The following is a 21,401-nucleotide window of genomic DNA, read 5'->3' as shown; positions in this document are numbered from 1 at the left end:
TTAAAGTTTTTTATGAAGTTCACAGTGATATCTTTGTAAATGTTGACATCCTCTTAAAACATAATAAAATAGTACTTTAGAGGTTGCTATAAAGAGAATTAGGATAGATGACGAATAGATTTGAAAAAATAGAGAAGAAGCTAGAGGGATTTATTAGAAAATATTACACTAATGAATTGCTGCGCGGTGCAATATTGTTTTTTGCACTAGGCTTATTTTATTTCTTAATCACACTGCTCATTGAGTACTTTTTCTGGCTTAGTCCAGCGGGAAGAACGGTTCTTTTCTGGGCGTTTATAGTAGTAGAAATTGCCTTACTCATCAAGTTTATAGCAGTACCACTAGCTAGATTATTTAAATTGTCAAAAGGTATCAACTATAAGGATGCCGCTAGTTTGATAGGAAATTATTTTCCAGAAGTAAGCGACAAGCTTATAAACACCTTGCAATTACATAGTGAAGTAACAGACTCAGAGTTAATGCTCGCAAGCATAGAGCAGAAGAGTGAAGAGCTTGAGCCTATCCCTTTTAGGCTAGCTATAGATTTTACAAAAAATAAGAAGTACCTCAAATATGCTGCAATACCTGTAGTTATATTTCTCATTGCAAACTATGCGGGGAAGGAAAAGGTTTTCTCAACAAGCTATGAGCGTGTTGTAAATTACAACGAGGCGTATGAGCCACCAGCTCCATTTAGTTTTTATGTAGTCAATGAGAATTTACAGGCCATAGAAAATAAAGATTTTGAGTTGCGCGTGCGCACACTGGGAGATATAATTCCTGAGGAGGCATCTGTGCGATTTAATGATGAGGTGTATTTTTTACAGCAAATTGCTCCGGGAGAGTATAGCTATATATTTGAACAGCCTACAGAAAATATCACCTTTAATCTTAAGGGTAATAAAGTCGTATCCCAGCCTTATACCATTGAGGTACTCAAGGTTCCGGTACTTATGGATTTTGATATGGAGCTCAACTATCCTGCACATACTCGCAAAGGAAAAGAGACTGTAAAAAATACTGGGAATGCAATCATTCCAGAAGGAACTACCGTTTCTTGGAATATAAGTACGAGGCAGACGGATGGTGTAGATCTTGTGCTTAAGGATACTATTATTCCTTTCGCTTTAAGCGAAAATGTGACAACCTCAAAAGTTTTTAAAGCAGTAAAACGTATCTATAATAACACGAGTTATGAAGTAAGTACGAGTAATAGCCAACTGAAAAACTATGAAAATCTGGCTTATAACTTACAAGTCATAAAAGATCAGTATCCTCAAATATCCTTGGAAGCAAAAAAGGATACTGTAAACGAGCAGCAGAATTATTTCTACGGAAAAGTAAGCGACGATTACGGACTTAAAAAATTACAAATTGTTTATTATCCTGCAGAGAGTGATAATAAACAGTATGAGGAAATCAGTATTTCAAAGGGTAATGTAGATCAGTTTATATATGCATTCCCTAATAATCTTGATTTACAAGAAGGAGTAAATTATGAGTATTATTTTGAGGTTTTTGATAATGATGCCATCCATCGTTTTAAAAGTACGAAGAGCACGATATATAGTTTTGTAAAACTGACAGATGATGAGCTTAAAAACAAACAGCTTGAGCAACAACAAAAATCTATAGGTAATCTTGATAAGTCCTTACAGAAGATGAAGGATAGTGAGAAGGAATTACAAGAAATCTCACGAACTCAGAAGGAGAAAAAGCAGCTGAGTTTTAACGATCAAAAGAAACTTGATAGTTTTCTGAAACGCCAGAAGCAGCAAGAGGAAATGATGAAAGATTTTTCTAAGCAACTTAAAGAGAACCTGGATGAGTTTCAAAAAGAAGAAGAACTTACAGATGAGGATAAAGAAAAACTGAAGGAACGTCTAGAGCGTCAAGAAAAGAAAGCAAAGGAAAATGAAAAGCTCTTAAAAGAATTACAAGAGCTTCGAGAGAAAATGCCAAAAGAAGAACTCTCTGAAAAGCTTGAGGAACTTGAAAAGCAAAATAAAAATAATAAGCGAAACCTAGAGCAAATGGTTGAGCTTACAAAGCGTTATTATGTTCAGAAAAAGACCGAGCAAATTGCACGTGACTTAGAGGAACTCGCAAAAAAACAAGAAGACTTAAGTAAGAAGGAAGGAAAAGAAAATACTAAGGAAAAGCAAGATGAACTCAATGAAGAGTTCAAAAAACTTGAGGAAGCGTTAAAGAATCTTGAAAAAGAAAACCAAGAACTTAAAAAGCCTATGGACCTTCCTGGTGATGAGAAAAAGCAAGAAGAAATCAAAGAAGAACAGGAGGGAGCTAGTGAAGAACTAGAAAAACAAGAAGATCAAGAACAACAAGACGGAACACCTCAAGATAAATCTGGTGCTCAAGAAAAGCAAAAAAAGGCTGCAGAGAAGATGAAGCAAATGAGCAAGTCTATGCAGTCTCAAATGCAAATGGATGGAGAAGAAAGTCTTGAAGAAGATACAGAGATGTTACGCCAGATACTAGATAATCTTCTTGTTTTTAGTTTTGAGGAAGAAGCTATCATGATGGAATTTCGTAAGATGGATGATAAGAATCCTAATTATGCACGTAAGTTAAGAAGGCAAAATGTACTCAAACAAAACTTCAAACATATAGATGATAGTTTATATGCCTTGTCATTGCGCCAGCCAAAACTGGATGAGATTATTAATGAGACCTTAGTCGATATTGATTACAGCATGGATCAAGCATTATCAAGACTTGCCGAAAATCAAATAATGCAAGGTGTAAGTAGCCAGCAATATGTTATTACTGGAACTAATAAACTAGCAGACTTCCTTAGTCAGACGTTAGATAATATGCAAAATGCAATGATGTCTGGTAGCGGCTCCGGCAAAGGAAAAGGAATGGGCATGGGTTCTGGCAGTGGAAGTGGAGGACAACTCCCCGATATTATCCAGAGTCAAGAAGAACTCAATAAGAAAATGGGTGAGGGTAAGAAACCCGGGGAAGGAAAAGAAGGTGAAGGCAAGGAAGGAGAATCTGGTGAAGGTTCTGAAGGTGAAGAAGGACAAGGAAAAGGAGGCGGTGATCAACCTGGATCTGAAGGCGAGGGAGGAAAAGAAGGCGAAGGTGAAGGTGGTCAAGGCGGAGGAAAAGGCTCGAGTAATAGTGATTTAAAAGGTGATGGAAATGGCGAGAATGGAGGTGGAGAAAATGGAGATGGACAAAGTGACGAGTATGAGCAGGGACTTCTTTATGAAATTTATAAAGAGCAGTCTAAGTTAAGACAACAACTAGAAGATGCTATTCAAAGGGAAGGTCTTGGGGATAATGCAAAGAAGCTAGTTAAGGATATGAAGGATGTTGAGCAGCAATTATTAGACAAAGGTTTTAATAATGAAACCTTACAACGTATGACTAATCTTAAGCACGAGCTACTTAAACTTAAAGAGGCAACGTTACAACAAGGAGAAGAGAATAAGCGTGAAGCAAATACCAACTTAAAGAAGTTTGCAAATCCTGTAAATAGTGCTCTTGAGAAAGCCAAAAAGTATTTTAATACAACAGAAATATTAAACAGAAATGCACTTCCGCTTAAGGAAGAATACAAGCGTAAAGTGCAAGATTACTTCCAGAAAAACAATGATTGAATTTAATAGTACAAATGATTTTGAGTTATCAAATCCAGAAGAATTACTTCAGTGGTTAACATCTGTTATAGAAGCTGAACATAAACAAATGGGTGAGATCAATTACATTTTTTGTAATGATGCCTACTTGCATAAACTCAATGTTGAATATTTGAATCATGATACGCTTACAGATGTAATCAGTTTTGACTACACGAGTGGAGATGTAATTAGTGGGGATATATATATATCTGTAGAGCGTGTTGAGGATAATGCTGCAGATTTTAAAACCTCCTTTAAAGACGAATTAAGCCGCGTTATGGTTCATGGACTACTGCACTATTGCGGTTATAAAGATAAGAGTGAGGATGAGGCTAAGGAGATGAGAGTAAAGGAAAATTTATATTTATCAGTTAGATAAGTAGTAATTTTCTTACAGCGCTCTATTTCAAGGTTTAACATCTGTCCCAGCGGGAAGTTGTGTTAGAGAGAATTAAAGGCTGTATCTTTGCACGCCTTTAAAAGAATGTATATAACGCTTTCGCGAAAGCGTAACTTCTCTTAGAGAGATTAATATTTTAATGTTCCACGTGAAACAATGAGTCTATTTCAAGATACATACGATGTTATAGTAGTAGGTGCTGGTCATGCAGGTTGTGAAGCTGCCGCTGCTGCTGCAAATATGGGAAGTTCTACACTTCTTATAACTATGAACCTACAAACCATTGCCCAAATGAGTTGTAATCCTGCTATGGGAGGAATCGCAAAAGGGCAAATAGTAAGAGAGATTGATGCACTAGGAGGATACAGCGGTATCGTCTCTGATAAGACAGCAATACAATTCAAGATGCTTAACAAATCTAAAGGTCCTGCGATGTGGTCTCCACGTGTGCAATCTGATAGAATGAGATTTGCAGAGGAGTGGAGAATGAAGCTTGAGGGCACTAAGAATCTTGATTTTTATCAAGAGATGGTGAGTGGTCTTGTAGTAGAAAATGATAAAGTAGTTGGTGTAAAAACGTCTCTTGGTATTGAAGTAAGAGGAAGATCTGTGGTGCTAACTAATGGTACTTTTTTAAATGGATTAATCCACATAGGAGACAAACAATTTGGTGGAGGTAGAGCAGGTGAAAGAGCAGCTACAGGAATTACAGAACAGCTAGCGGGGTTTGGATTTGAATCTGGAAGAATGAAAACAGGAACACCTCCACGAGTGGATGGTAGATCGTTAGATTTCTCTAAGATGATTATTCAACCAGGTGATGAAGTTCCAGAGAAGTTTAGTTATAGTAAAGAAACAAGTCCGCTTACACATCAGCGTCCTTGTCATATGAGTTATACTTCGCTAGAAGTGCATGATATTTTGAGAGAAGGTTTTGATCGCTCGCCTATGTTTAATGGTAGAATCAAATCTCTTGGACCAAGATATTGTCCGTCTATTGAAGACAAGATTAACCGCTTTGCAGATAAGGATAGACATCAATTATTTATAGAGCCAGAAGGGTGGAATACCTGCGAGATCTATGTAAATGGATTTTCAACATCACTTCCAGAAGATGTCCAGTTTAAGGCTTTAAAGTCTGTAGCTGGTTTTGAGAATGTAAAATTCTTCCGTCCGGGATATGCTATCGAGTATGATTATTTTCCGCCTACACAGTTAAAGCATACGCTAGAAACTAAGCTTGTGAGCGGGCTGTATTTTGCTGGACAAATTAATGGAACTACAGGATATGAAGAAGCAGCGTCTCAAGGATTAATGGCTGGTATGAATGCACACCTTAAGGTGCATGAGAAAGATCCTTTTATGCTTAAAAGAGATGAGGCGTATATAGGAGTTCTTATAGATGATCTAATCACAAAAGGTACAGAAGAGCCGTACAGGATGTTTACATCTCGTGCAGAGTATAGAACACTGTTACGTCAAGATAATGCAGATGAGCGTCTCACGCCTATGTCAAATGCTGTAGGTTTAGCCTCTGAGGAACGTCTCGTTACCATGGAGAAGAAGCAAGCGGAATCTAATGATCTTGTTAAGTTTTTTGAAGACACAAGTATTCTTCCTGAAGAAGTAAATGATATACTAGAGGAGAGAGGATCTTCTCCTATGAGACAATCTGATAAAATGTTTAAAGTATTCTCTAGACCCCAAATCACGCTTGATGATATGAAAGGCTTTGAGAAAGTAGCTGCCTATATTGAGGAGAAAGATCTTGATCGTGATGTATTAGAACAAGCAGAAATTAAAGTTAAGTATGCAGGTTACATTGCAAAGGAAAAAGCAAATGCAGACAAGCTACAGCGCTTAGAAAATATTAAAATCCCAGAAGGTTTTGATTATACAAAACTGAAGTCGTTGTCTTTTGAGGCTAGGGAAAAATTATCTAAAATTAGGCCAACTACAATTTCTCAAGCATCAAGAGTGAGCGGAGTTTCTCCTTCAGACATAAGTGTAATGTTAGTTTATATGGGGCGATAGTTTTTAAATAGTATACGTTCCACGTGAAACAAAGTTGATGAAAGAAGATTTTAAAGTAAGAGATCATTCGGTAAGTAGGGAAGAATTTACACTAAAGTATGATGAGAAGTACCACATGTATTTCACAAATCCTAAGCCGGATATTTCTAAGCTTCCTTCATATTATGAAAGTGAAGATTATATATCTCACACAGATGGAAAACGATCTTTATTTGAAATCGCATATCAAACTATAAAAGGTATCACGCTTTCGCGAAAGCAAAAACTCTTAAAAAAGTTTCATCCTGACCAAGGTTCTGTTTTAGACATAGGAGCTGGAACTGGAGATTTTTTAGAATTTCTATCTAAAAGAAAATGGAACGTAAAAGGAGTAGAGCCAAATGATAAAGCTAAAAAGCTTGCTCAAAATAAAGGACTCGATATTTATAACACTATCGATGAAGTAGGAGGGGAGTTATACGATGTGATAACTATGTGGCATGTGCTAGAACATGTTTATGATTTACAAGAGCAAATAGCATGGTTGAAAAAGCAACTAGCAAAAAATGGAACTATATTTATTGCCGTTCCTAATTTTAAATCTTTTGATGCTAGTTATTATAAATCATATTGGGCAGCTTTTGATGTGCCAAGGCACTTATACCATTTTTCAGAAACTTCTATAAAAAGACTTTTTGCAGAACAAGATTTACAATTAGTAAAAACACTGCCTATGAAATTTGATTCCTATTATGTGAGTCTTCTTTCAGAAAAATATAAAAGTGGTAAAATGAATTTCTTCACTGCATTTGTAACTGGATTCAAGTCAAATCGTAAAGCAAAGCAGTCTGGAGGTTATTCATCTCATATTTATGTCCTAAAACACGCTTAAATTGCAAATAAGCGCTTTTAAGGGCTTATGAGTACGAATGCCTTAAATGTATATGGCTAAATGCTGAAGCCGCTTAAAAACAGTGTTTATAGGCTTCGTTTTTAATAAGATTTTATTATTAATTTTCTTTTTGGTCATTACTTTTTCTTATGATGGCTTATTTCAATCAATTTTGACCTTTTTATATTTAATCTGCAATTGAGAATGTAGTTTTTGATGTTTCTGCTCAAAATGCATTTTATTGTAAAATGTTCCACGTGGAATATTTTCAATTAACAATGTCAATTTTTAAATCACACAATTACTATCCCCTGTAATGTGTTTATCAATCTTCCTGATTATTTCACTTCTCTTCAATTTTAATGCTTTCAGTATATCGTATTTATTAATTACAAATTACTTCCTTATTTTGAATTGTAGCGTTCTCAATTAATTCTCTAAGTGTAGGTTTCAAAAGATTCAAGTTTTAGTGAATAATCGCTCACTTTAAGTCTATTTATATTTATTTAAGAGTCAAAATGGAAATAGACATGATTTTAATTAAGTTTTAATGGATTCTACCTATTTTCGCATCAAATAATCAAAATAACACAATGAAAAAAATAGGAATGCTACTTGTTACGGCTATGATGGCTGTAGCTTGTCAAACAGAGAAAACAGGTTTTGTAGATACTGAAGAGTTGCTTACAGAATATGCAGAGCTTAAAAGCGCAAAGGATCGTTTTACAAAGCAAAATGACGAAATCATGGGCGAATTAGAGCTTAAGATTAAGTCTTACCAAATCAAAGAAGACTTGTTTAGAAAAAACGGACCGTCTATGTCACGTAAAAAACAAGAAGAAACTTATAACGAACTAGGAGCAGAGGCACAACAATTACAACAAGAACGCCAAGCAAGAATAGGTCAACTACAAGTAGAAAGCCAGAAAGTAATAGACTCACTTATTACAAAAGTGAAGGATAAAGTAAAGGCTTACGGAAAGACAAATGGGTACTCTTATATCTATGGATCTAACGATGCTGGAAGTGTTCTTTATGGTAAAGAGGAGTTAAATCTTACAGAAGCAATTCTTACAGAAATGAATGGAGAATATGCTCCAAAAGAAGACTAAATTCTATTCTTTAAAATAGCTTTAAAAGCGATGAGAAATCATCGCTTTTTTTATGCCTAATTTTGATGATTTTTCTCATCAATAAATGACTAGATAGCGCCGTAAAATCTACGTACTTTTCATCAAGATAATCAAGCTTATTTAAATAAGACTTCACTAACCAAATGGTACCGATTAACGAGATAGAAATTGTACTTGTAGATTATAGAGCCTTTAAATGTTCTCGTTTAGTGAAAGATCTGAGATCATCTGAGTATATAGATAGCGTACACTATCGATTGTTTATCTAAAAATTTATTTAGACAAAACTAAATATAGACATAACTATTTGATATAATCAACTCTTACGATGTAGAAATCGAGTTAATTTTATAGAAAGGTCTGTCATGATAATCTTAGCATTTCCATTGCGTTCTATGTGATACGAAGCCTCTTGAATGGCTTCTACAATAGGAAATATATTATTATTATGAACAAATGGAGCAAATTTTGAGAGATCAAAACCGGTCTCTGTTTCCATAAAAACAAGATCATTTGCCTTGTAATTTTTAAGCAAAGCTTGGCGGAAAAATTGAACACAGTATGCAAGAAAATTTTTCTGGGTTTCACGGCCAGATTTTGCTATGATTTCGCTCCACTCCATGAGTCCTAAAACGGCCTCTTTTTTACCCTTTGCTTGGAAGGCTGTACGCACCCAAGTAACAAACCATTTTTCAAACTGAATATCGTCACCATCGTGATGCAATAAATGCATCGCTTGCTGGTAATCTCCTTGTGCTTGATGAGCTATTTTATGAGCTTCGGCGTCTGGAGTTTTATGATGAGTAATTAAAGCATCGGCAATTTGTGGTTCGCTTAATCTTGGGAAATGCAATACTTGGCATCTTGACTTTATCGTGTCTATAATGCTATCCTCATTTTCAGAAATGAGAATAAATAAAGTTTTTGCTGGTGGCTCCTCTAGTAGTTTGAGAAGTTTATTTGATCCAGCAGTATTCATTTTATCAACTGCCCAAATGATCATTACTTTATAACCACCTTCATATGACTTTAAAGCGAGTGCTTTATTAATTTCAGAAGCTTCATCTACACCTATCTGTCCTTGTTTTTTTTCAATACCAAGATGCTGGTGCCATTCAAAGAGATCACCATATGGGTTTTCTGTAATATACGAGCGCCACTCTCGCATAAAATTATTAGAGACAGGATGGCTTTTTACTTCGGGAGTAGTTGCTACAGGAAAAGCAAAGTGCAAATCCGGATGCGATAAGTGCTCAAACTTTAAATTACAAGCTTGAGATCCTCCCTCATTTTCGCCTTGAGCGTTATTACATAAAATATATTGTGCATAAGCAATGGCCATGGGTAAAACCCCTGTGCCAGATAAACCTATAAAAAGTTGAGCATGAGCAATACGCCCTGCATCAACACTTGTTGTGAGATGATTTTTAATAAAATCTTGCCCGATAACGTTTGAAAACAGCATAGCGTCAAATATAAAGGAATCACTGCATTTTTTATCCTCTGTATCTATTATATTTGTTAGCAAAACCAATGAAAATGATCACAGTAGACGACTTTAATTTTGAGAATAAGAAAGCATTAATTCGCGTAGATTTTAATGTTCCCCTTGATGAGAATGGTAATGTTACTGATACTACAAGAATTGAGGCTGCAAAACCTACAATCTTGAAAGTATTAGAAGATGGAGGATCTGCTATCCTTATGTCTCATTTAGGTCGACCTAAAAACAAAGAAGAGGAGTTTTCTCTCTCTCAGATTTGTAAAACAGTTTCTGAAGTCATTGGTGTAGAAGTAAACTTTGTGGAGGATTGTGTAGGTGCAAAAGCTACAGAGGCTGCATCTAACCTTGAAATGGGTAAAATATTACTACTAGAAAACCTTCGTTACTACAGCGAAGAAACAGCTGGTGATGTAGACTTTGCAAAGCAATTAAGTGAGCTAGGAGATATTTATGTAAATGATGCCTTTGGTACCGCACACCGTGCGCATGCTTCTACTACGATCATTGCTCAATTCTTTCCTGAAGCAAAATGCTATGGTTATTTACTAGCAAAAGAAATAGAGAGTCTTGATCGCGTTCTTAATAACAGCGAGAAGCCTGTACTAGCTATTCTTGGTGGGTCTAAAGTATCTTCAAAAATTACAGTTATTGAGAATATCCTAGATAAAGTAGATGAGATGATCATAGGTGGAGGTATGGCTTTTACCTTCATTAAAGCACAAGGAGGTACCATAGGAGACTCTATTTGTGAAGATGATAAAATGGAGCTTGCGCTTGATATTCTTAAACAAGCCAAAGAAAAAGGAGTACAAATTCACATACCAGTAGATGTTATTGCTGCAGATGATTTCTCAAACGATGCAAATACAAAGGTGTGCGATATCATGCATATAGAAGATGGATGGCAAGGCCTTGACGCAGGACCAAAATCTCGCGAACTTTTTGACGAAGTAGCAAAGCGTGCAAAAACTATTTTATGGAATGGACCATTAGGAGTTTTTGAGATGGAAACATTTGCAGGAGGAACTATTGCACTAGGTCATAGTATTGCTGCAGCTACAAAGGATAGCGCGTTCTCACTAGTAGGTGGAGGAGATAGTGTTGCGGCTGTAAAGCAATTTGGTTTTGATACAAAAGTAAGCTACGTCTCTACTGGAGGTGGTGCAATGCTTGAGATGCTGGAAGGTAAAACACTACCAGGTATAGCTGCTATACAAGAATAATTAATAAAACATCATGTAATAAGACCACCTCTTGAGGTGGTCTTATTATTTATATACCTAACAGAAGTTGTGCTGGCTAGAAGTTATATTTCCTCTCTTTAAAACCATACGATTTTCCCGTATCTTTCGTTCCTTGACTATGACTCAAATGCAACATAATTTTAAAATATCCCTAGTAGCTTCTATACTCTTGTTTTCCGCTTTCGCGAAAGCGCAAGACACCCTCTCATATGAGGCTTATAAACAGAAAGCTCCGGTTATCAAAGAAGATAAAAAACCGGCACTCCAAAGAGATACTATCAAAGTAGTAGATACTGTCATTACCAATACAATTTCTCAAGATTTACCTCAAGTATTACTAGATACACAAGTAAGAGATTCTATAACGTTCAACTTACCAGATAACCCTCAAGCAGCACTTATAGATATGCGCTGGCGTAAGGAACTGGCAAGAATGGATCTATTTGATTCTATAAATAATATACGTGAAAGCCACACGTACCAGCCTGAAGTAAACCTAGAACTTCCTACAGACACACTAAAAAAACGCCTTGCCGAAATAAATGCGCGTACTCCATTTAACGTGGAGTATAACCCTTCGCTAGAAAGCGTTATTAATCGCTACTTAAAGCGTCACAAACCAGCTATGGAGAAACTTATGGCCGTGAGCCAGTTTTACTTCCCTATGTTTGAGGAGCGTCTCGATAAGTATGACATCCCTCTAGAGATGAAATATCTCGCCATTGTAGAAAGTGCACTGCGTCCAAGAGCAAAATCTAGAGTAGGAGCAACGGGATTATGGCAATTTATGTTTGCAACGGGTAAAATGTTTAACCTTGAAGTAAACAGCTATGTAGATGATCGCATGGATCCTATTGCAGCAACAGAGGCTGCTTGTGCTTATTTATCACAACTCTATGACATTCATGGAGATTGGGATCTGGCACTGGCTTCTTATAACTCTGGTCCAGGAAATGTGTCTAAAGCAATAAGACGTTCTGGAGGTGCTACAAATTACTGGAATATTAGAAAGAATTTACCTAGAGAAACCGCTGGTTATGTACCTGCGTTTCTAGCCACCATGTATCTTTTTGAATATGCAGATGAGCATGGCTATACCCCAGAAAAAGCACCTATAAATTACTTTGCAACAGATACCATTCACATAAAACAAAGCATTGCGCTAGATCAGGTTTCTAGTATCGTGGGAATTCCTTTGGAGATTGTTCAATTTCTAAATCCGCAGTATAAATTGGATATCATTCCAGTGGTAAAGGACAAGAAATATTACGTGCGACTTCCTATTGAAAGTGTGGGTAAATTTGTGCAGAATGAACAGGCTATTTACGCTTTCGCGAAAGCTGAACTAGACAAAAGAGAAAAACCATTACCAGAAGTACTTACAGCAAGCTCTCAGGTGAGATACCGAGTGCGTAGCGGTGATTATCTAGGAAAGATAGCAAGCAAATACGGAGTAGGTGTAAGCCAAATCAAGAAATGGAATAACCTACGATCAAATGCTCTTAAAATAGGGCAGCGATTAACTATTTATCCAAGAAAACCTGTTACCAATAGCAGTACAAGTAGTAGCTCAAAAACTGTTTCATTAAAGGGAAAGAAAACATATACTGTTCAAAATGGTGACTCACTCTGGAAAATTGCAAATAAGTTTCCTGGAGTAAGCATTGATAATATTAAAGTTTGGAATGATATTAGTAGCAGTAAACTGAAGCCAGGAATGAAACTACGTGTTTCTAAATAAATCAATTATGAAAAAGTTACTTCTTTCATTAAGCTTATGCTTTACAGCAGTACTTGCTGCACAAGAAGTAACCCTTAAAACGTATGATGCTGCGGCTTATACTGTAGTAAATAGTGAGGGAAATGAAAAAAGTATTTTAAAAAATCCTGTTTACACGTACTTGATAGATAATTATAAAGCCATTTCAGACAAGGAAATTCTTCCACCTAATGGTGGCGGAGATTGTGGATTTACACAAACTTTTGAAAATGGAATCGTTTACACAAAACGCAATTGTGGCGACGCAGCACTTGCAACTGGAGAAGTACTAACGATATCAAACCCTAATAGAGAATCTGTGCTGTTGTGGGTAGAGTCGGTTAATAAGATTTTTGGAGATTATGGTCAGAATCATTGGAACTTTGACCTTACAGAATACAGACCTACCGACAATATACTAGGAGGTTTTTTTACAATTAAGAGAGATATAGATTACACCACGGTCCTTGTGATGTCTGGATGTTAATCATTAATAATAGTAATATGATAAAAAGAATATTTTTAAGTATAGTAACAGCATCCTTACTTTTTTCTTGTGGGGATAATGACGGTAAACGCATTTTAAGCCAGTCTGTAGGTAATATTAACAACGTTAAGGTGATTGTGACTAAAGCACAATGGCAAGGAGCTATAGGAGACGCGCTACGCGACGTGCTGGCAGATCCGGTGTATGGATTACCACGTGAGGAGCCTAAGTTTTCTATAGATCAGATTCCGCCAGAGGCTTTCAGTGATTTTTTACTTAAGAATAGAATTTATTTGCAAATAAAACCAGCAGATAGTGCTTCTTTAACTATTGTAAAAGATAAGTATGCACGCCCACAAACAGGAGTAATTGTTACTGGAAGTAGCCACACACAAATTGCAAATCTTATTATTGATAATGAGGAACGTATTGTAACTGCTTTTAAAGGACAAGAGCTTGTTGCAAATCAAAGTCGAATTAAAAAGGCATTGAAGAAAACAGATTCTTTACAAAAGGTATTTGGAGTAAGACTTAACTTTCCTAATGCTTATCGATATGCAGAACAGAAAGCAGATTTCTTCTGGATGCGCAAAGAGCTTAAGCGCAGCGGTAACATGAACATAACGGTGTACGAGGTGCCGCTAGAGGCAATTGATAAGGATACCTTAACAATTAAGAACATTATACGCATGCGTGATTCTATAGGTGGAAAGAAAATACCAGTAGATGACGGTCGCTTTATTACAGAACGTGCTTTCTCACCATACTTACAAGAAACAGAGATAGATGGAAAACTAGCTTATGAGACCAAAGGAACATGGGAAGTAGACGGTCGTTATATGGCTGGACCTTTTGTAAACTATGCTGTAAGAGATGAAAAAAATGGGAGATACTTGATATTAGAAGGTTTTATATTCTCCCCTTCACAAGACCAGCGTGATAATATGTTTGAGCTTGAGAGTATCTTGAAAAGTGCTAGGTTGAGGTAAAAACGTTATCTTTATTATGTTGTTAAACAGTATATTATGGGAGCACTAGAGTTACGAGAAGAAGTTTTAAAAAAAGTGCAAGATGCAGATGAGCGTTTACTTGCAATGATAAATGCGCTAGCAATAAGCTATCAAGAATCTGAAGTAATTGCTTATACCGTGGAGGGAGAACCTTTGAGTAGAGAACAATACAAACAAGAGCTACAGGAGGCAAAATCAGAATATAAACGAGGAGAGTATACAGCTGTTGATGATTTTAAGAAAGAAATAAAGGATTGGTAATTGATGCTTAATACTGTCTGGACCAATACAGCAAAAAGAGATTTAAAGCAAATTTACAATTACATAAAGAATGTAAAGAAATCACCACAAGGCGCTCTAAATGTGGTTAATGATATTATCGAGGCAAGTGAAACTATTATTTACTTTGATCAATATCAAAAGGATGAAATTAATAATACCTTTAGAAGGATTATAATAAGACATTATAAAATAGTGTATGATAGAGAAGGTGATGACATTGTTATTTTAAGAGTCTTTAGTACATATCAAAACCCTAGTAGATTGATAAATGACTTTTAGAAATTATGCTTTCGCGAAAGGTGATACACATAGAAAAACCGCATAACTCAAAGAGCTATGCGGTTTTTCTATATAAGAAAGAGCGAGTATTACTTCTTCTCTTCTATCATATCGTCTTCTTCGTCCTTAGACGCTTTCTTAAATTCTTTGATACCGCCACCTAAGCCGCGCATCATTTCAGGGATTTTCTTACCTCCAAAAAGTAATAAAACAACTAATACAATAAGACCTATTTGCCAAGGGCCTACCATTCCTAAAAATATTGCTAAAAAATTCATCTTCATCTGTTTTAGAAAAACAAAGATAGTAAGAAAACAGACATACGAGCGTTAAAGTCATAAAAAGGACTTAATTGGTGCTGAGTGGTTATCGCAATCCAATTTTCGCGAAAGCGTAAAGACATCAATTATCTCATATCTAAAAAGTATATTTGTATCTCAAATGGCAGAAAAAAAAGAGAAGAAAAAAAAGATTGCAAAAAAGCTACTGCACAAGTATCGCTTAGTTATTCTCAATGAAGATACTTTTGAGGAGCGTATTTCTTTTAAACTTACACGACTCAATGTGTTTATTCTAGTAGGTATATCTGCTATTATTCTTATTGCACTTACCACTTTACTTATCGCATTTACACCATTAAGGGAATATATTCCTGGTTACTCAAGCACAAAACTCAAGCGCAATGCGACGCTACTCGTTGCAAAAACGGACTCTATAGAAAATGCAATTAGAGTAAATGAGCAATACTACTCTTCTATACGTAGAGTATTGAGTGGTGATGTAGAAGAGCTAGAATTTGATAGAGATTCTATACGCGATGCCGTATTTAATGATGAAGAAATATATGTGCTTCCTAGTAGAGAAGATAGCTTACTAAGGCAAACAGTAGAGCAGGAAGACAAGTACAATGTGTTTGATAAAGCTATTGAGGATACAGATTTCTCACTGTTTCCTCCAGTAAAAGGAACCATATCATCTGCATATAATGCTAGTCAAAAACACTTTGCGGTAGATATTGTAACGGTAAAAGATGCTCCTGTAAAAGCCGCAGCAGATGGAACTGTGATTTTTGCCGAGTGGACTGCAGAGACAGGTCATGTACTTATCATCAATCATGGTAAGAACCTTATCACCGTATATAAGCACAATGCTTCTCTCAATAAATCACAAGGAGCCCTAGTACAAGCAGGTGAAGTTATTGCCACGGTGGGTAATACAGGTGAGTATAGTACTGGACCGCACTTACATTTTGAATTGTGGAGTAATGGATACCCTATAAATCCGACTAATTTTATAGATTTTAATTAATGTCGATAAAGTCTTTTGGAGCAAAAATTTTTGCGTCGTACATACAGCGTAGTATAAAAAAATGGGCAGACAACCCTATTGAGACTCAGCACAAGGTTTTTGAGAGTCTTATAGATGCTGCTCAGTATACGACCTTTGGTAATGATCACCATTTTGATACTATAAAATCACATGCAGATTTTGTAAAGCAAGTTCCCATAAGAGATTATGAAGACTTGCGCTACTATGTAGATAAAATGGTCGCTGGAGAACCAGATATACTCTGGCCAGGTAAACCTCTTTACTTTGCAAAAACTTCTGGAACTACTTCTGGAGTAAAGTACATTCCGCTTACTAAGGATAGTATGAAAACGCACCCTAACAGTGCGCGTAATGCAATTCTTTCTTACATCGCAGAGACAGGAAATACAGACTTTGTAGATGGTAAGATGATTTTTTTACAAGGAAGTCCAGAGATGACCGAAAAGAATGGCATCAAACTAGGCCGCCTTTCTGGTATTGTCGCACACTATGTGCCTAATTACCTACAGAAGAATAGGCTTCCTAGTCTGGAAACTAATTGTATAGAAGACTGGGAACAAAAGGTAGATGCGATTGTAGCTGAAACTATAAATCAAGATATGACACTCATAGGAGGGATTCCTCCGTGGGTACAGATGTATTATGAACGTCTTATCCAGAAGAGCGGTAAAACCGTGGGAGAGCTCTTTAAAAACTATCAGTTATTTGTGTACGGAGGCGTAAACTACGAGCCTTACCGTCGCAAGTTAGAGGATCTTATAGGTAGAAGCGTAGACAGCATTGAGTTATATCCAGCCAGTGAAGGGTTTTTTGCCTTTCAAGACACACAGACAGAGAAAGGAATGCTGTTGCAACTAGACAACGGTATCTTTTATGAGTTTGTAAAAGCAGAAGAGTTTTTTAATGAAAACCCAACAAGGATAACGCTTAAGGATGTAGCGCTTGATGTAAATTACGTGATGATTATCTCTACCACAGCAGGACTATGGGCTTATAACATAGGAGATACCGTGATGTTTACGAGTCTCAAGCCCTATCGTATTATGGTTTCTGGGAGAATCAAGCACTTTATTTCGGCTTTTGGAGAGCATGTGATAGGTAAGGAAGTAGAGCAGGCCATGCTTGAAGCCTCTGCAGGAACAGATATTAAAGTGACCGAGTTTACGGTAGCACCTCAAGTAGCACCTCAAGAAGGATTACCTTATCATGAATGGTTTATAGAATTTGAAAATGAGGGGAGTGGTGATTTACACGCTTTCGCGAAAGCGTTAGATTCCTCACTACAAGCTCAAAACTCATACTACCTAGACCTAATCACAGGAAAGGTACTCCAGCCATTAAAAATCACCAAGGTGGTAAAAGATGGCTTTAATAATTACATGAAATCACAAGGAAAGTTAGGTGGTCAAAATAAAATTCCACGTCTTTCAAACGATCGAAAGATTGCCGATCTATTGCAATCAAAATAGTATTTAATAGGTAAGCTGGCGATGAAATTACCATGGTCAAGTTCTATTAAGTACCTTTATCCCCAATTATGAGCACAAACAAAACACAAGGCCGTACAAGAGCCCAAGAGAGCAGTAGCGCTATAGAACGCATGTATATTACAATGCGTCACCTTTTTAACAGAGGATTTTATAAACCTATGGGTGTCTCTGGAGAGACACTTAGAGAGTCATTACTTATATTAAGGCCAGAAATCTACGGTACCATTGCCGAAGAAAAAGTAGAGCTTGATGGTCTTCTTTACGTTATTGATAGACTTCCAGAAGGAATAGAGCAATGTAGATTCATTAACTTAACAAGTGATGAAGGCTACAAAAACAGTCACTTTGAACCTATTATTCCAGCAAAACGTCGTCGTAATTGCTACCGTATAGATGAGGAGCAAATGAATATCGAGATCACTCGTGGTCGTTCTGAAATTTATGATATTCTTACACACGTGACCTTCCTATTTATTGAGTCTCATAAGATTATGAAACGTGTCCTTATAAATGATGAAGGCGCAGTAATACGTGATTGGGAAAAGCTAGAAAAAGCAGTTTTAAACAATGAAGAGCTAGATCAAAATAGCTGGGAGATTGCAACTACACATACCGCAAATATCTTAGGACGCACTTTTGCCGAAGTACGAGCAATTGCACCTCTTTTTAATACGCGCACTAATAACAAGCGCTTCTTTGAGCTTATTTACTGGTTAGGTAAACTTGCCATAGCAGAAGTACTTAAAGAGGAAAAACGCACAGTTACCTTTAGTCCTGTTTTAAGAGAACGATTAGGTCATCACATACACGGTGAGATCTGGGCAAATGATATTAAAGCTACCTTAAAGGATAATAATCTTTTAGATAGACCTCTTCATATTATTAGTGCAAACATGCACTCTGTAATGAATACGCTGTATGCACCACTTGCACTTAAGTCTGAACTTAAGAAAAAGTCTAAACTGGAGGTGTATGAAATGCTTAGTAATAGTGGTAACGCAGCTCTACGTGCTAAAGTAGAGAAAGTCGCATTACAAAATGGAATGATATATCTGCCAGATGATAGTGGTACAAATATCAATGTTCAGATTTTTGACATGTGTAAGCTGCCTGTAGCTGAAAATGACTTCTGTAGCAACGATGTAAAAAAGGAACAACAGCCCGTTATTATAGTAATGGACTACGCCTTTGGAGAGCAAGCTTATGAAACTATGGAAGAGCTTCTTAAGCCTTATGAAGAAGGAGAGGAGAAAACATACTTAGATGTAGATTCTGTGTCTATCATGGGTAAAGCAGGTATTCTAGAAGGTGGAAAGGGGGATCTTATGATTCCAAGTGCACACCTTTTTGAAGGAACAGCAGATAATTATCCTTTTGAGAACGAACTTACTAAAGAGGATTTTGAAGGACATGGATTAGAAGTTTTTGAAGGTGCTATGGTTTCTGTATTAGGAACCTCGTTACAAAATAGAGATATCCTTAAATTCTTCCATGACAGTACGTGGAGTGTGATAGGTCTAGAAATGGAAGGAGCACACTATCAAAAAGCAATACAAGCTGCCGCAAAACTTCGTAAGAGCATTCAAGAAGATGTAAAAGTGAGATATGCATACTATGCAAGTGATAACCCTTTAGAAACAGGAAGCACACTAGCATCTGGCGGACTAGGAACTACAGGAGTGAAGCCTACATACCTAATCACTGAAAAGATATTGCACCAACTATTTACTACTAATAAGTAGGAATATATTACAACTAACATTCAATTTTAAGTAAGCACATGAGCGATCACTACAATCAGTCTGGAAATCAGCAAGAAATGGACCTCTCAGACATCTTTTCTTTGATAGGTAGACTATTCAAAAATGTGGTCTATTCATTTTTTAGAGTTGTTGATTTTATGATTAAAATGTGGTGGGTGTTTTTATTACTCATCGTTGCTGGAATAGCTTTAGGGTTGGTTTTAAAGGAGGAGCCATCTTATGAGGCAAACCTGTTACTTAAAACTAATTTTACGAGCCAGGCGTACGTTTATACGGCAATAGAGCAGTTTAATAATAACCTTGAAGAAGACGATGAAGGTTTTATAATATCTCTAGGTAAGTCTCCTGAAAACTTTAGTATTAAAGACGTTAGCGTAGAGCCAGTAGTAGAGGTGATAGACTTAGTGAATTATATAGGTGATAATGATGGTGCGCTAGGAGAAATGACGAGAGAGTTTAAGCTCAAAGATGACCGTGAATTGTTTGCAACAGATCGGTTTTTATCTAAGTTTAAATTTCACAAACTCCAAATAGTATTTGACAGTGATAAGAGTTTAGAAGATATTGAGTCTTTCTTATCTTTTATTAATGATAACCCTTATGCTAAAGAGTTGAAAAAAGAAGGTCTTAAAAATCATAAGATTTATCTTGAAAGCCAAGAACAATCTATTGCTCAGATAAATGAGCTTATCAATTCTTTCAGTAAGGATAACAATATATCAGAGCAAAAGGACAGGGAGGGGTTTTATTTTAACAATCAAAATGAGAACCTAGCATCATTATTTCACACTAAATCAGACTTAGTAGAAGATTTAGAGATTGAAAAAAATGATTTTGTGAGCTATACTGATGTAGCTGTAATCGTAAGTGCTATTCAAGTATCAAAGAAGTCATCTATAACAGATAATTTGATTGTTATTTTCCCATTAGGCTTAGTGATTATATTTCTAATACTCTCAGGGATTGCAAGTGTATACAAATCATACAGGCGTGAAACAGCGGTCCTAAAAGGATAGTTTCTCCCACATATTAATAATTATTTATGAGTAATAAAGTAGCATTAATTACCGGCGTGACTGGTCAAGATGGAGCGTACTTAAGTGAGTTTTTACTTAAGAAGGGCTATGAGGTACACGGTATTAAACGTAGATCGTCTTTATTCAATACAGATAGAATAGATCATCTTTATGAAGATCCACATATTGATAACCAGCGATTTTTTCTTCATTATGGAGATCTTACGGACAGTACAAATCTGTTTAGAATCATACAAGAAGTACAACCAGATGAGATTTATAATCTTGGGGCAATGAGCCATGTACAGGTATCCTTTGAGATGCCAGAATATACGGCTAATGTAGATGGACTAGGTGCTCTAAGACTATTAGAAGCAGTGAGAGCTTTAGGTCTTGAAAAAAAGACGCGCATTTATCAAGCCTCTACATCAGAGTTATATGGAAAGGTACAAGAAGTGCCACAGTCTGAGACAACACCTTTCTATCCAAGAAGTCCTTATGCAGTAGCAAAGTTATATGCATACTGGTCTACCGTAAACCATCGTGAAGCTTACAATATGTTTGCGTGTAACGGTATTTTATTTAATCACGAGTCTCCAGTAAGAGGAGAAACTTTTGTGACTAGAAAGATTACTAGAGCTACATCAAAAATAGCTTTAGGGTTACAAGATAAAATGTATCTAGGAAACCTAGACGCAAAGCGTGACTGGGGTCATGCTAAGGATTATGTGAGAATGATGTGGATGATCTTGCAGGCAGATGAGCCAGAAGATTGGGTAATCGCCACTGGAGAGACTACGACGGTGCGTGACTTTATAAAAATGTCATTTGCTCATATAGGTGTTACGTTGTCATTTGAAGGTGAAGGAATAGATGAAAAAGGAATTGTTACTGCATCAGAAAATGCAGATTATCCTGTAAAAATAGGGCAAGTAGTTGTTGAGGTGGATCCTAAGTACTTTAGACCTACAGAGGTAGAATTACTTATAGGCGATGCTTCAAAGGCTTACAACAAGCTTGGCTGGAAGCCAGAATATCAACTACAAGGACTTGTAGATGATATGATGCAAAGTGACCTAAGGCTGATGCAGAAAGACAGCTACCTCAAAGAAGGCGGATATAAAACGATGAATTATTTTGAGTAACACAC

18 protein-coding genes are annotated in these 21,401 nt (G+C 36.4%); 16 read left to right on the top strand and 2 right to left on the bottom strand.

Annotated features, from left to right (window positions below; all coding sequences use genetic code 11):
* Positions 1-107: 107 nt before the first annotated feature.
* From SJY37_RS04860 to SJY37_RS04840, 5 genes are all read left to right on the top strand, one after another.
* Positions 108-3,629: a DUF4175 family protein gene (locus SJY37_RS04860; protein ID WP_298323392.1), complete on the top strand. Its 3,522-nt coding sequence runs from the start codon at positions 108-110 to the stop codon at positions 3,627-3,629.
* Complete coding sequence (ybeY, locus tag SJY37_RS04855) at positions 3,622-4,029, top strand: rRNA maturation RNase YbeY (RefSeq protein ID WP_298323394.1); 408 nt, start codon at positions 3,622-3,624, stop codon at positions 4,027-4,029. The genes SJY37_RS04860 and ybeY overlap by 8 nt, the downstream gene beginning before the upstream one ends.
* A 177-nt stretch (positions 4,030-4,206) precedes the next feature.
* A complete protein-coding gene (mnmG, locus tag SJY37_RS04850; RefSeq protein WP_298323396.1) occupies positions 4,207-6,084 on the top strand; it encodes a tRNA uridine-5-carboxymethylaminomethyl(34) synthesis enzyme MnmG in 1,878 nt (625 codons plus the stop codon).
* A gap of 37 nt (positions 6,085-6,121) precedes the next feature.
* Complete coding sequence (locus SJY37_RS04845; protein WP_298323398.1) at positions 6,122-6,955, top strand: class I SAM-dependent methyltransferase; 834 nt, start codon at positions 6,122-6,124, stop codon at positions 6,953-6,955.
* Between the two features lie 593 nt (positions 6,956-7,548).
* Positions 7,549-8,067 (top strand): OmpH family outer membrane protein, encoded by a 519-nt coding sequence (locus SJY37_RS04840; RefSeq protein ID WP_298323400.1) that lies wholly within the window; start codon positions 7,549-7,551, stop codon positions 8,065-8,067.
* 337 nt (positions 8,068-8,404) lie between these two features.
* On the opposite strand, the gene SJY37_RS04835 is transcribed toward SJY37_RS04840, so the two are convergent.
* The gene (locus tag SJY37_RS04835) at positions 8,405-9,553 is read right to left on the bottom strand and encodes a DNA polymerase III subunit delta' (RefSeq protein ID WP_298323855.1); all 1,149 of its coding nucleotides are present in this window, start codon (positions 9,551-9,553) and stop codon (positions 8,405-8,407) included.
* 74 nt (positions 9,554-9,627) lie between these two features.
* Here SJY37_RS04835 and SJY37_RS04830 point away from each other — a divergent pair, with 74 nt between their 5' ends.
* From SJY37_RS04830 to SJY37_RS04805, 6 genes are all read left to right on the top strand, one after another.
* Positions 9,628-10,815, top strand: coding sequence for a phosphoglycerate kinase (locus SJY37_RS04830; RefSeq protein ID WP_298323402.1), 1,188 nt, complete (start codon positions 9,628-9,630; stop codon positions 10,813-10,815).
* A gap of 139 nt (positions 10,816-10,954) precedes the next feature.
* Positions 10,955-12,577, top strand: a complete 1,623-nt coding sequence (locus SJY37_RS04825) for a lytic transglycosylase domain-containing protein (protein ID WP_298323404.1) — start codon at positions 10,955-10,957, stop codon at positions 12,575-12,577.
* Between the two features lie 7 nt (positions 12,578-12,584).
* The gene (locus tag SJY37_RS04820; protein ID WP_298323406.1) at positions 12,585-13,082 is read left to right on the top strand and encodes a hypothetical protein; all 498 of its coding nucleotides are present in this window, start codon (positions 12,585-12,587) and stop codon (positions 13,080-13,082) included.
* A 17-nt stretch (positions 13,083-13,099) separates the two neighbouring features.
* On the top strand, positions 13,100-14,071 hold the full coding sequence (locus tag SJY37_RS04815; protein ID WP_298323408.1) for a DUF4837 family protein: 972 nt from the start codon (positions 13,100-13,102) through the stop codon (positions 14,069-14,071).
* A 36-nt stretch (positions 14,072-14,107) separates the two neighbouring features.
* A complete protein-coding gene (locus tag SJY37_RS04810; protein WP_298323410.1) occupies positions 14,108-14,353 on the top strand; it encodes a hypothetical protein in 246 nt (81 codons plus the stop codon).
* 3 nt (positions 14,354-14,356) lie between these two features.
* A complete protein-coding gene (locus SJY37_RS04805) occupies positions 14,357-14,653 on the top strand; it encodes a type II toxin-antitoxin system RelE/ParE family toxin (protein ID WP_298323412.1) in 297 nt (98 codons plus the stop codon).
* An 89-nt stretch (positions 14,654-14,742) separates the two neighbouring features.
* On the opposite strand, the gene tatA is transcribed toward SJY37_RS04805, so the two are convergent.
* On the bottom strand, positions 14,743-14,931 hold the full coding sequence (gene tatA / locus SJY37_RS04800) for a twin-arginine translocase TatA/TatE family subunit (protein ID WP_013750675.1): 189 nt from the start codon (positions 14,929-14,931) through the stop codon (positions 14,743-14,745).
* Between the two features lie 163 nt (positions 14,932-15,094).
* Between tatA and SJY37_RS04795 the strand changes: the two genes are divergently transcribed.
* From SJY37_RS04795 to gmd, 5 genes are all read left to right on the top strand, one after another.
* Positions 15,095-15,961 (top strand): M23 family metallopeptidase, encoded by an 867-nt coding sequence (locus tag SJY37_RS04795; protein ID WP_144782555.1) that lies wholly within the window; start codon positions 15,095-15,097, stop codon positions 15,959-15,961.
* Positions 15,961-17,451: a GH3 auxin-responsive promoter family protein gene (locus SJY37_RS04790; RefSeq protein WP_298323418.1), complete on the top strand. Its 1,491-nt coding sequence runs from the start codon at positions 15,961-15,963 to the stop codon at positions 17,449-17,451. Before SJY37_RS04795 ends, SJY37_RS04790 begins: the two co-directional genes overlap by 1 nt.
* 68 nt (positions 17,452-17,519) lie before the next feature.
* Positions 17,520-19,214 (top strand): DUF6909 family protein, encoded by a 1,695-nt coding sequence (locus tag SJY37_RS04785; protein ID WP_298323420.1) that lies wholly within the window; start codon positions 17,520-17,522, stop codon positions 19,212-19,214.
* 38 nt (positions 19,215-19,252) lie between these two features.
* Positions 19,253-20,251 (top strand): hypothetical protein, encoded by a 999-nt coding sequence (locus tag SJY37_RS04780; protein ID WP_298323422.1) that lies wholly within the window; start codon positions 19,253-19,255, stop codon positions 20,249-20,251.
* A 26-nt stretch (positions 20,252-20,277) separates the two neighbouring features.
* Positions 20,278-21,396, top strand: coding sequence for a GDP-mannose 4,6-dehydratase (gene gmd / locus SJY37_RS04775; RefSeq protein ID WP_298323425.1), 1,119 nt, complete (start codon positions 20,278-20,280; stop codon positions 21,394-21,396).
* The last annotated feature ends 5 nt before the right edge of the window (positions 21,397-21,401 follow it).

The sequence above is a fragment of the Dokdonia sp. R78006 genome, assembly GCF_042466145.1.
Classification (GTDB): domain Bacteria; phylum Bacteroidota; class Bacteroidia; order Flavobacteriales; family Flavobacteriaceae; genus Dokdonia.
Note: the sequence above shows the minus strand (reverse complement) of the source record. Positions and strands in the feature narration are given on the sequence as shown.

What these genes read in the sequence shown, in the direction of transcription:
- SJY37_RS04780 (WP_298323422.1), top strand. Translation starts at nt 19,253, where the DNA reads ATGAGCGATCACTACAATCAGTCTGGAAATCAGCAAGAAATGGACCTC.
- SJY37_RS04845 (WP_298323398.1), top strand. Translation starts at nt 6,122, where the DNA reads ATGAAAGAAGATTTTAAAGTAAGAGATCATTCGGTAAGTAGGGAAGAA.
- gmd (WP_298323425.1), top strand. Translation starts at nt 20,278, where the DNA reads ATGAGTAATAAAGTAGCATTAATTACCGGCGTGACTGGTCAAGATGGA.
- SJY37_RS04795 (WP_144782555.1), top strand. Translation starts at nt 15,095, where the DNA reads ATGGCAGAAAAAAAAGAGAAGAAAAAAAAGATTGCAAAAAAGCTACTG.
- SJY37_RS04860 (WP_298323392.1), top strand. Translation starts at nt 108, where the DNA reads ATGACGAATAGATTTGAAAAAATAGAGAAGAAGCTAGAGGGATTTATT.
- SJY37_RS04785 (WP_298323420.1), top strand. Translation starts at nt 17,520, where the DNA reads ATGAGCACAAACAAAACACAAGGCCGTACAAGAGCCCAAGAGAGCAGT.
- SJY37_RS04815 (WP_298323408.1), top strand. Translation starts at nt 13,100, where the DNA reads ATGATAAAAAGAATATTTTTAAGTATAGTAACAGCATCCTTACTTTTT.
- SJY37_RS04790 (WP_298323418.1), top strand. Translation starts at nt 15,961, where the DNA reads ATGTCGATAAAGTCTTTTGGAGCAAAAATTTTTGCGTCGTACATACAG.
- ybeY (WP_298323394.1), top strand. Translation starts at nt 3,622, where the DNA reads ATGATTGAATTTAATAGTACAAATGATTTTGAGTTATCAAATCCAGAA.
- SJY37_RS04835 (WP_298323855.1), bottom strand. Translation starts at nt 9,553, where the DNA reads ATGCTGTTTTCAAACGTTATCGGGCAAGATTTTATTAAAAATCATCTC.
- SJY37_RS04805 (WP_298323412.1), top strand. Translation starts at nt 14,357, where the DNA reads ATGCTTAATACTGTCTGGACCAATACAGCAAAAAGAGATTTAAAGCAA.
- SJY37_RS04840 (WP_298323400.1), top strand. Translation starts at nt 7,549, where the DNA reads ATGAAAAAAATAGGAATGCTACTTGTTACGGCTATGATGGCTGTAGCT.
- tatA (WP_013750675.1), bottom strand. Translation starts at nt 14,931, where the DNA reads ATGAATTTTTTAGCAATATTTTTAGGAATGGTAGGCCCTTGGCAAATA.
- SJY37_RS04830 (WP_298323402.1), top strand. Translation starts at nt 9,628, where the DNA reads ATGATCACAGTAGACGACTTTAATTTTGAGAATAAGAAAGCATTAATT.
- SJY37_RS04820 (WP_298323406.1), top strand. Translation starts at nt 12,585, where the DNA reads ATGAAAAAGTTACTTCTTTCATTAAGCTTATGCTTTACAGCAGTACTT.
- SJY37_RS04810 (WP_298323410.1), top strand. Translation starts at nt 14,108, where the DNA reads ATGGGAGCACTAGAGTTACGAGAAGAAGTTTTAAAAAAAGTGCAAGAT.
- mnmG (WP_298323396.1), top strand. Translation starts at nt 4,207, where the DNA reads ATGAGTCTATTTCAAGATACATACGATGTTATAGTAGTAGGTGCTGGT.
- SJY37_RS04825 (WP_298323404.1), top strand. Translation starts at nt 10,955, where the DNA reads ATGACTCAAATGCAACATAATTTTAAAATATCCCTAGTAGCTTCTATA.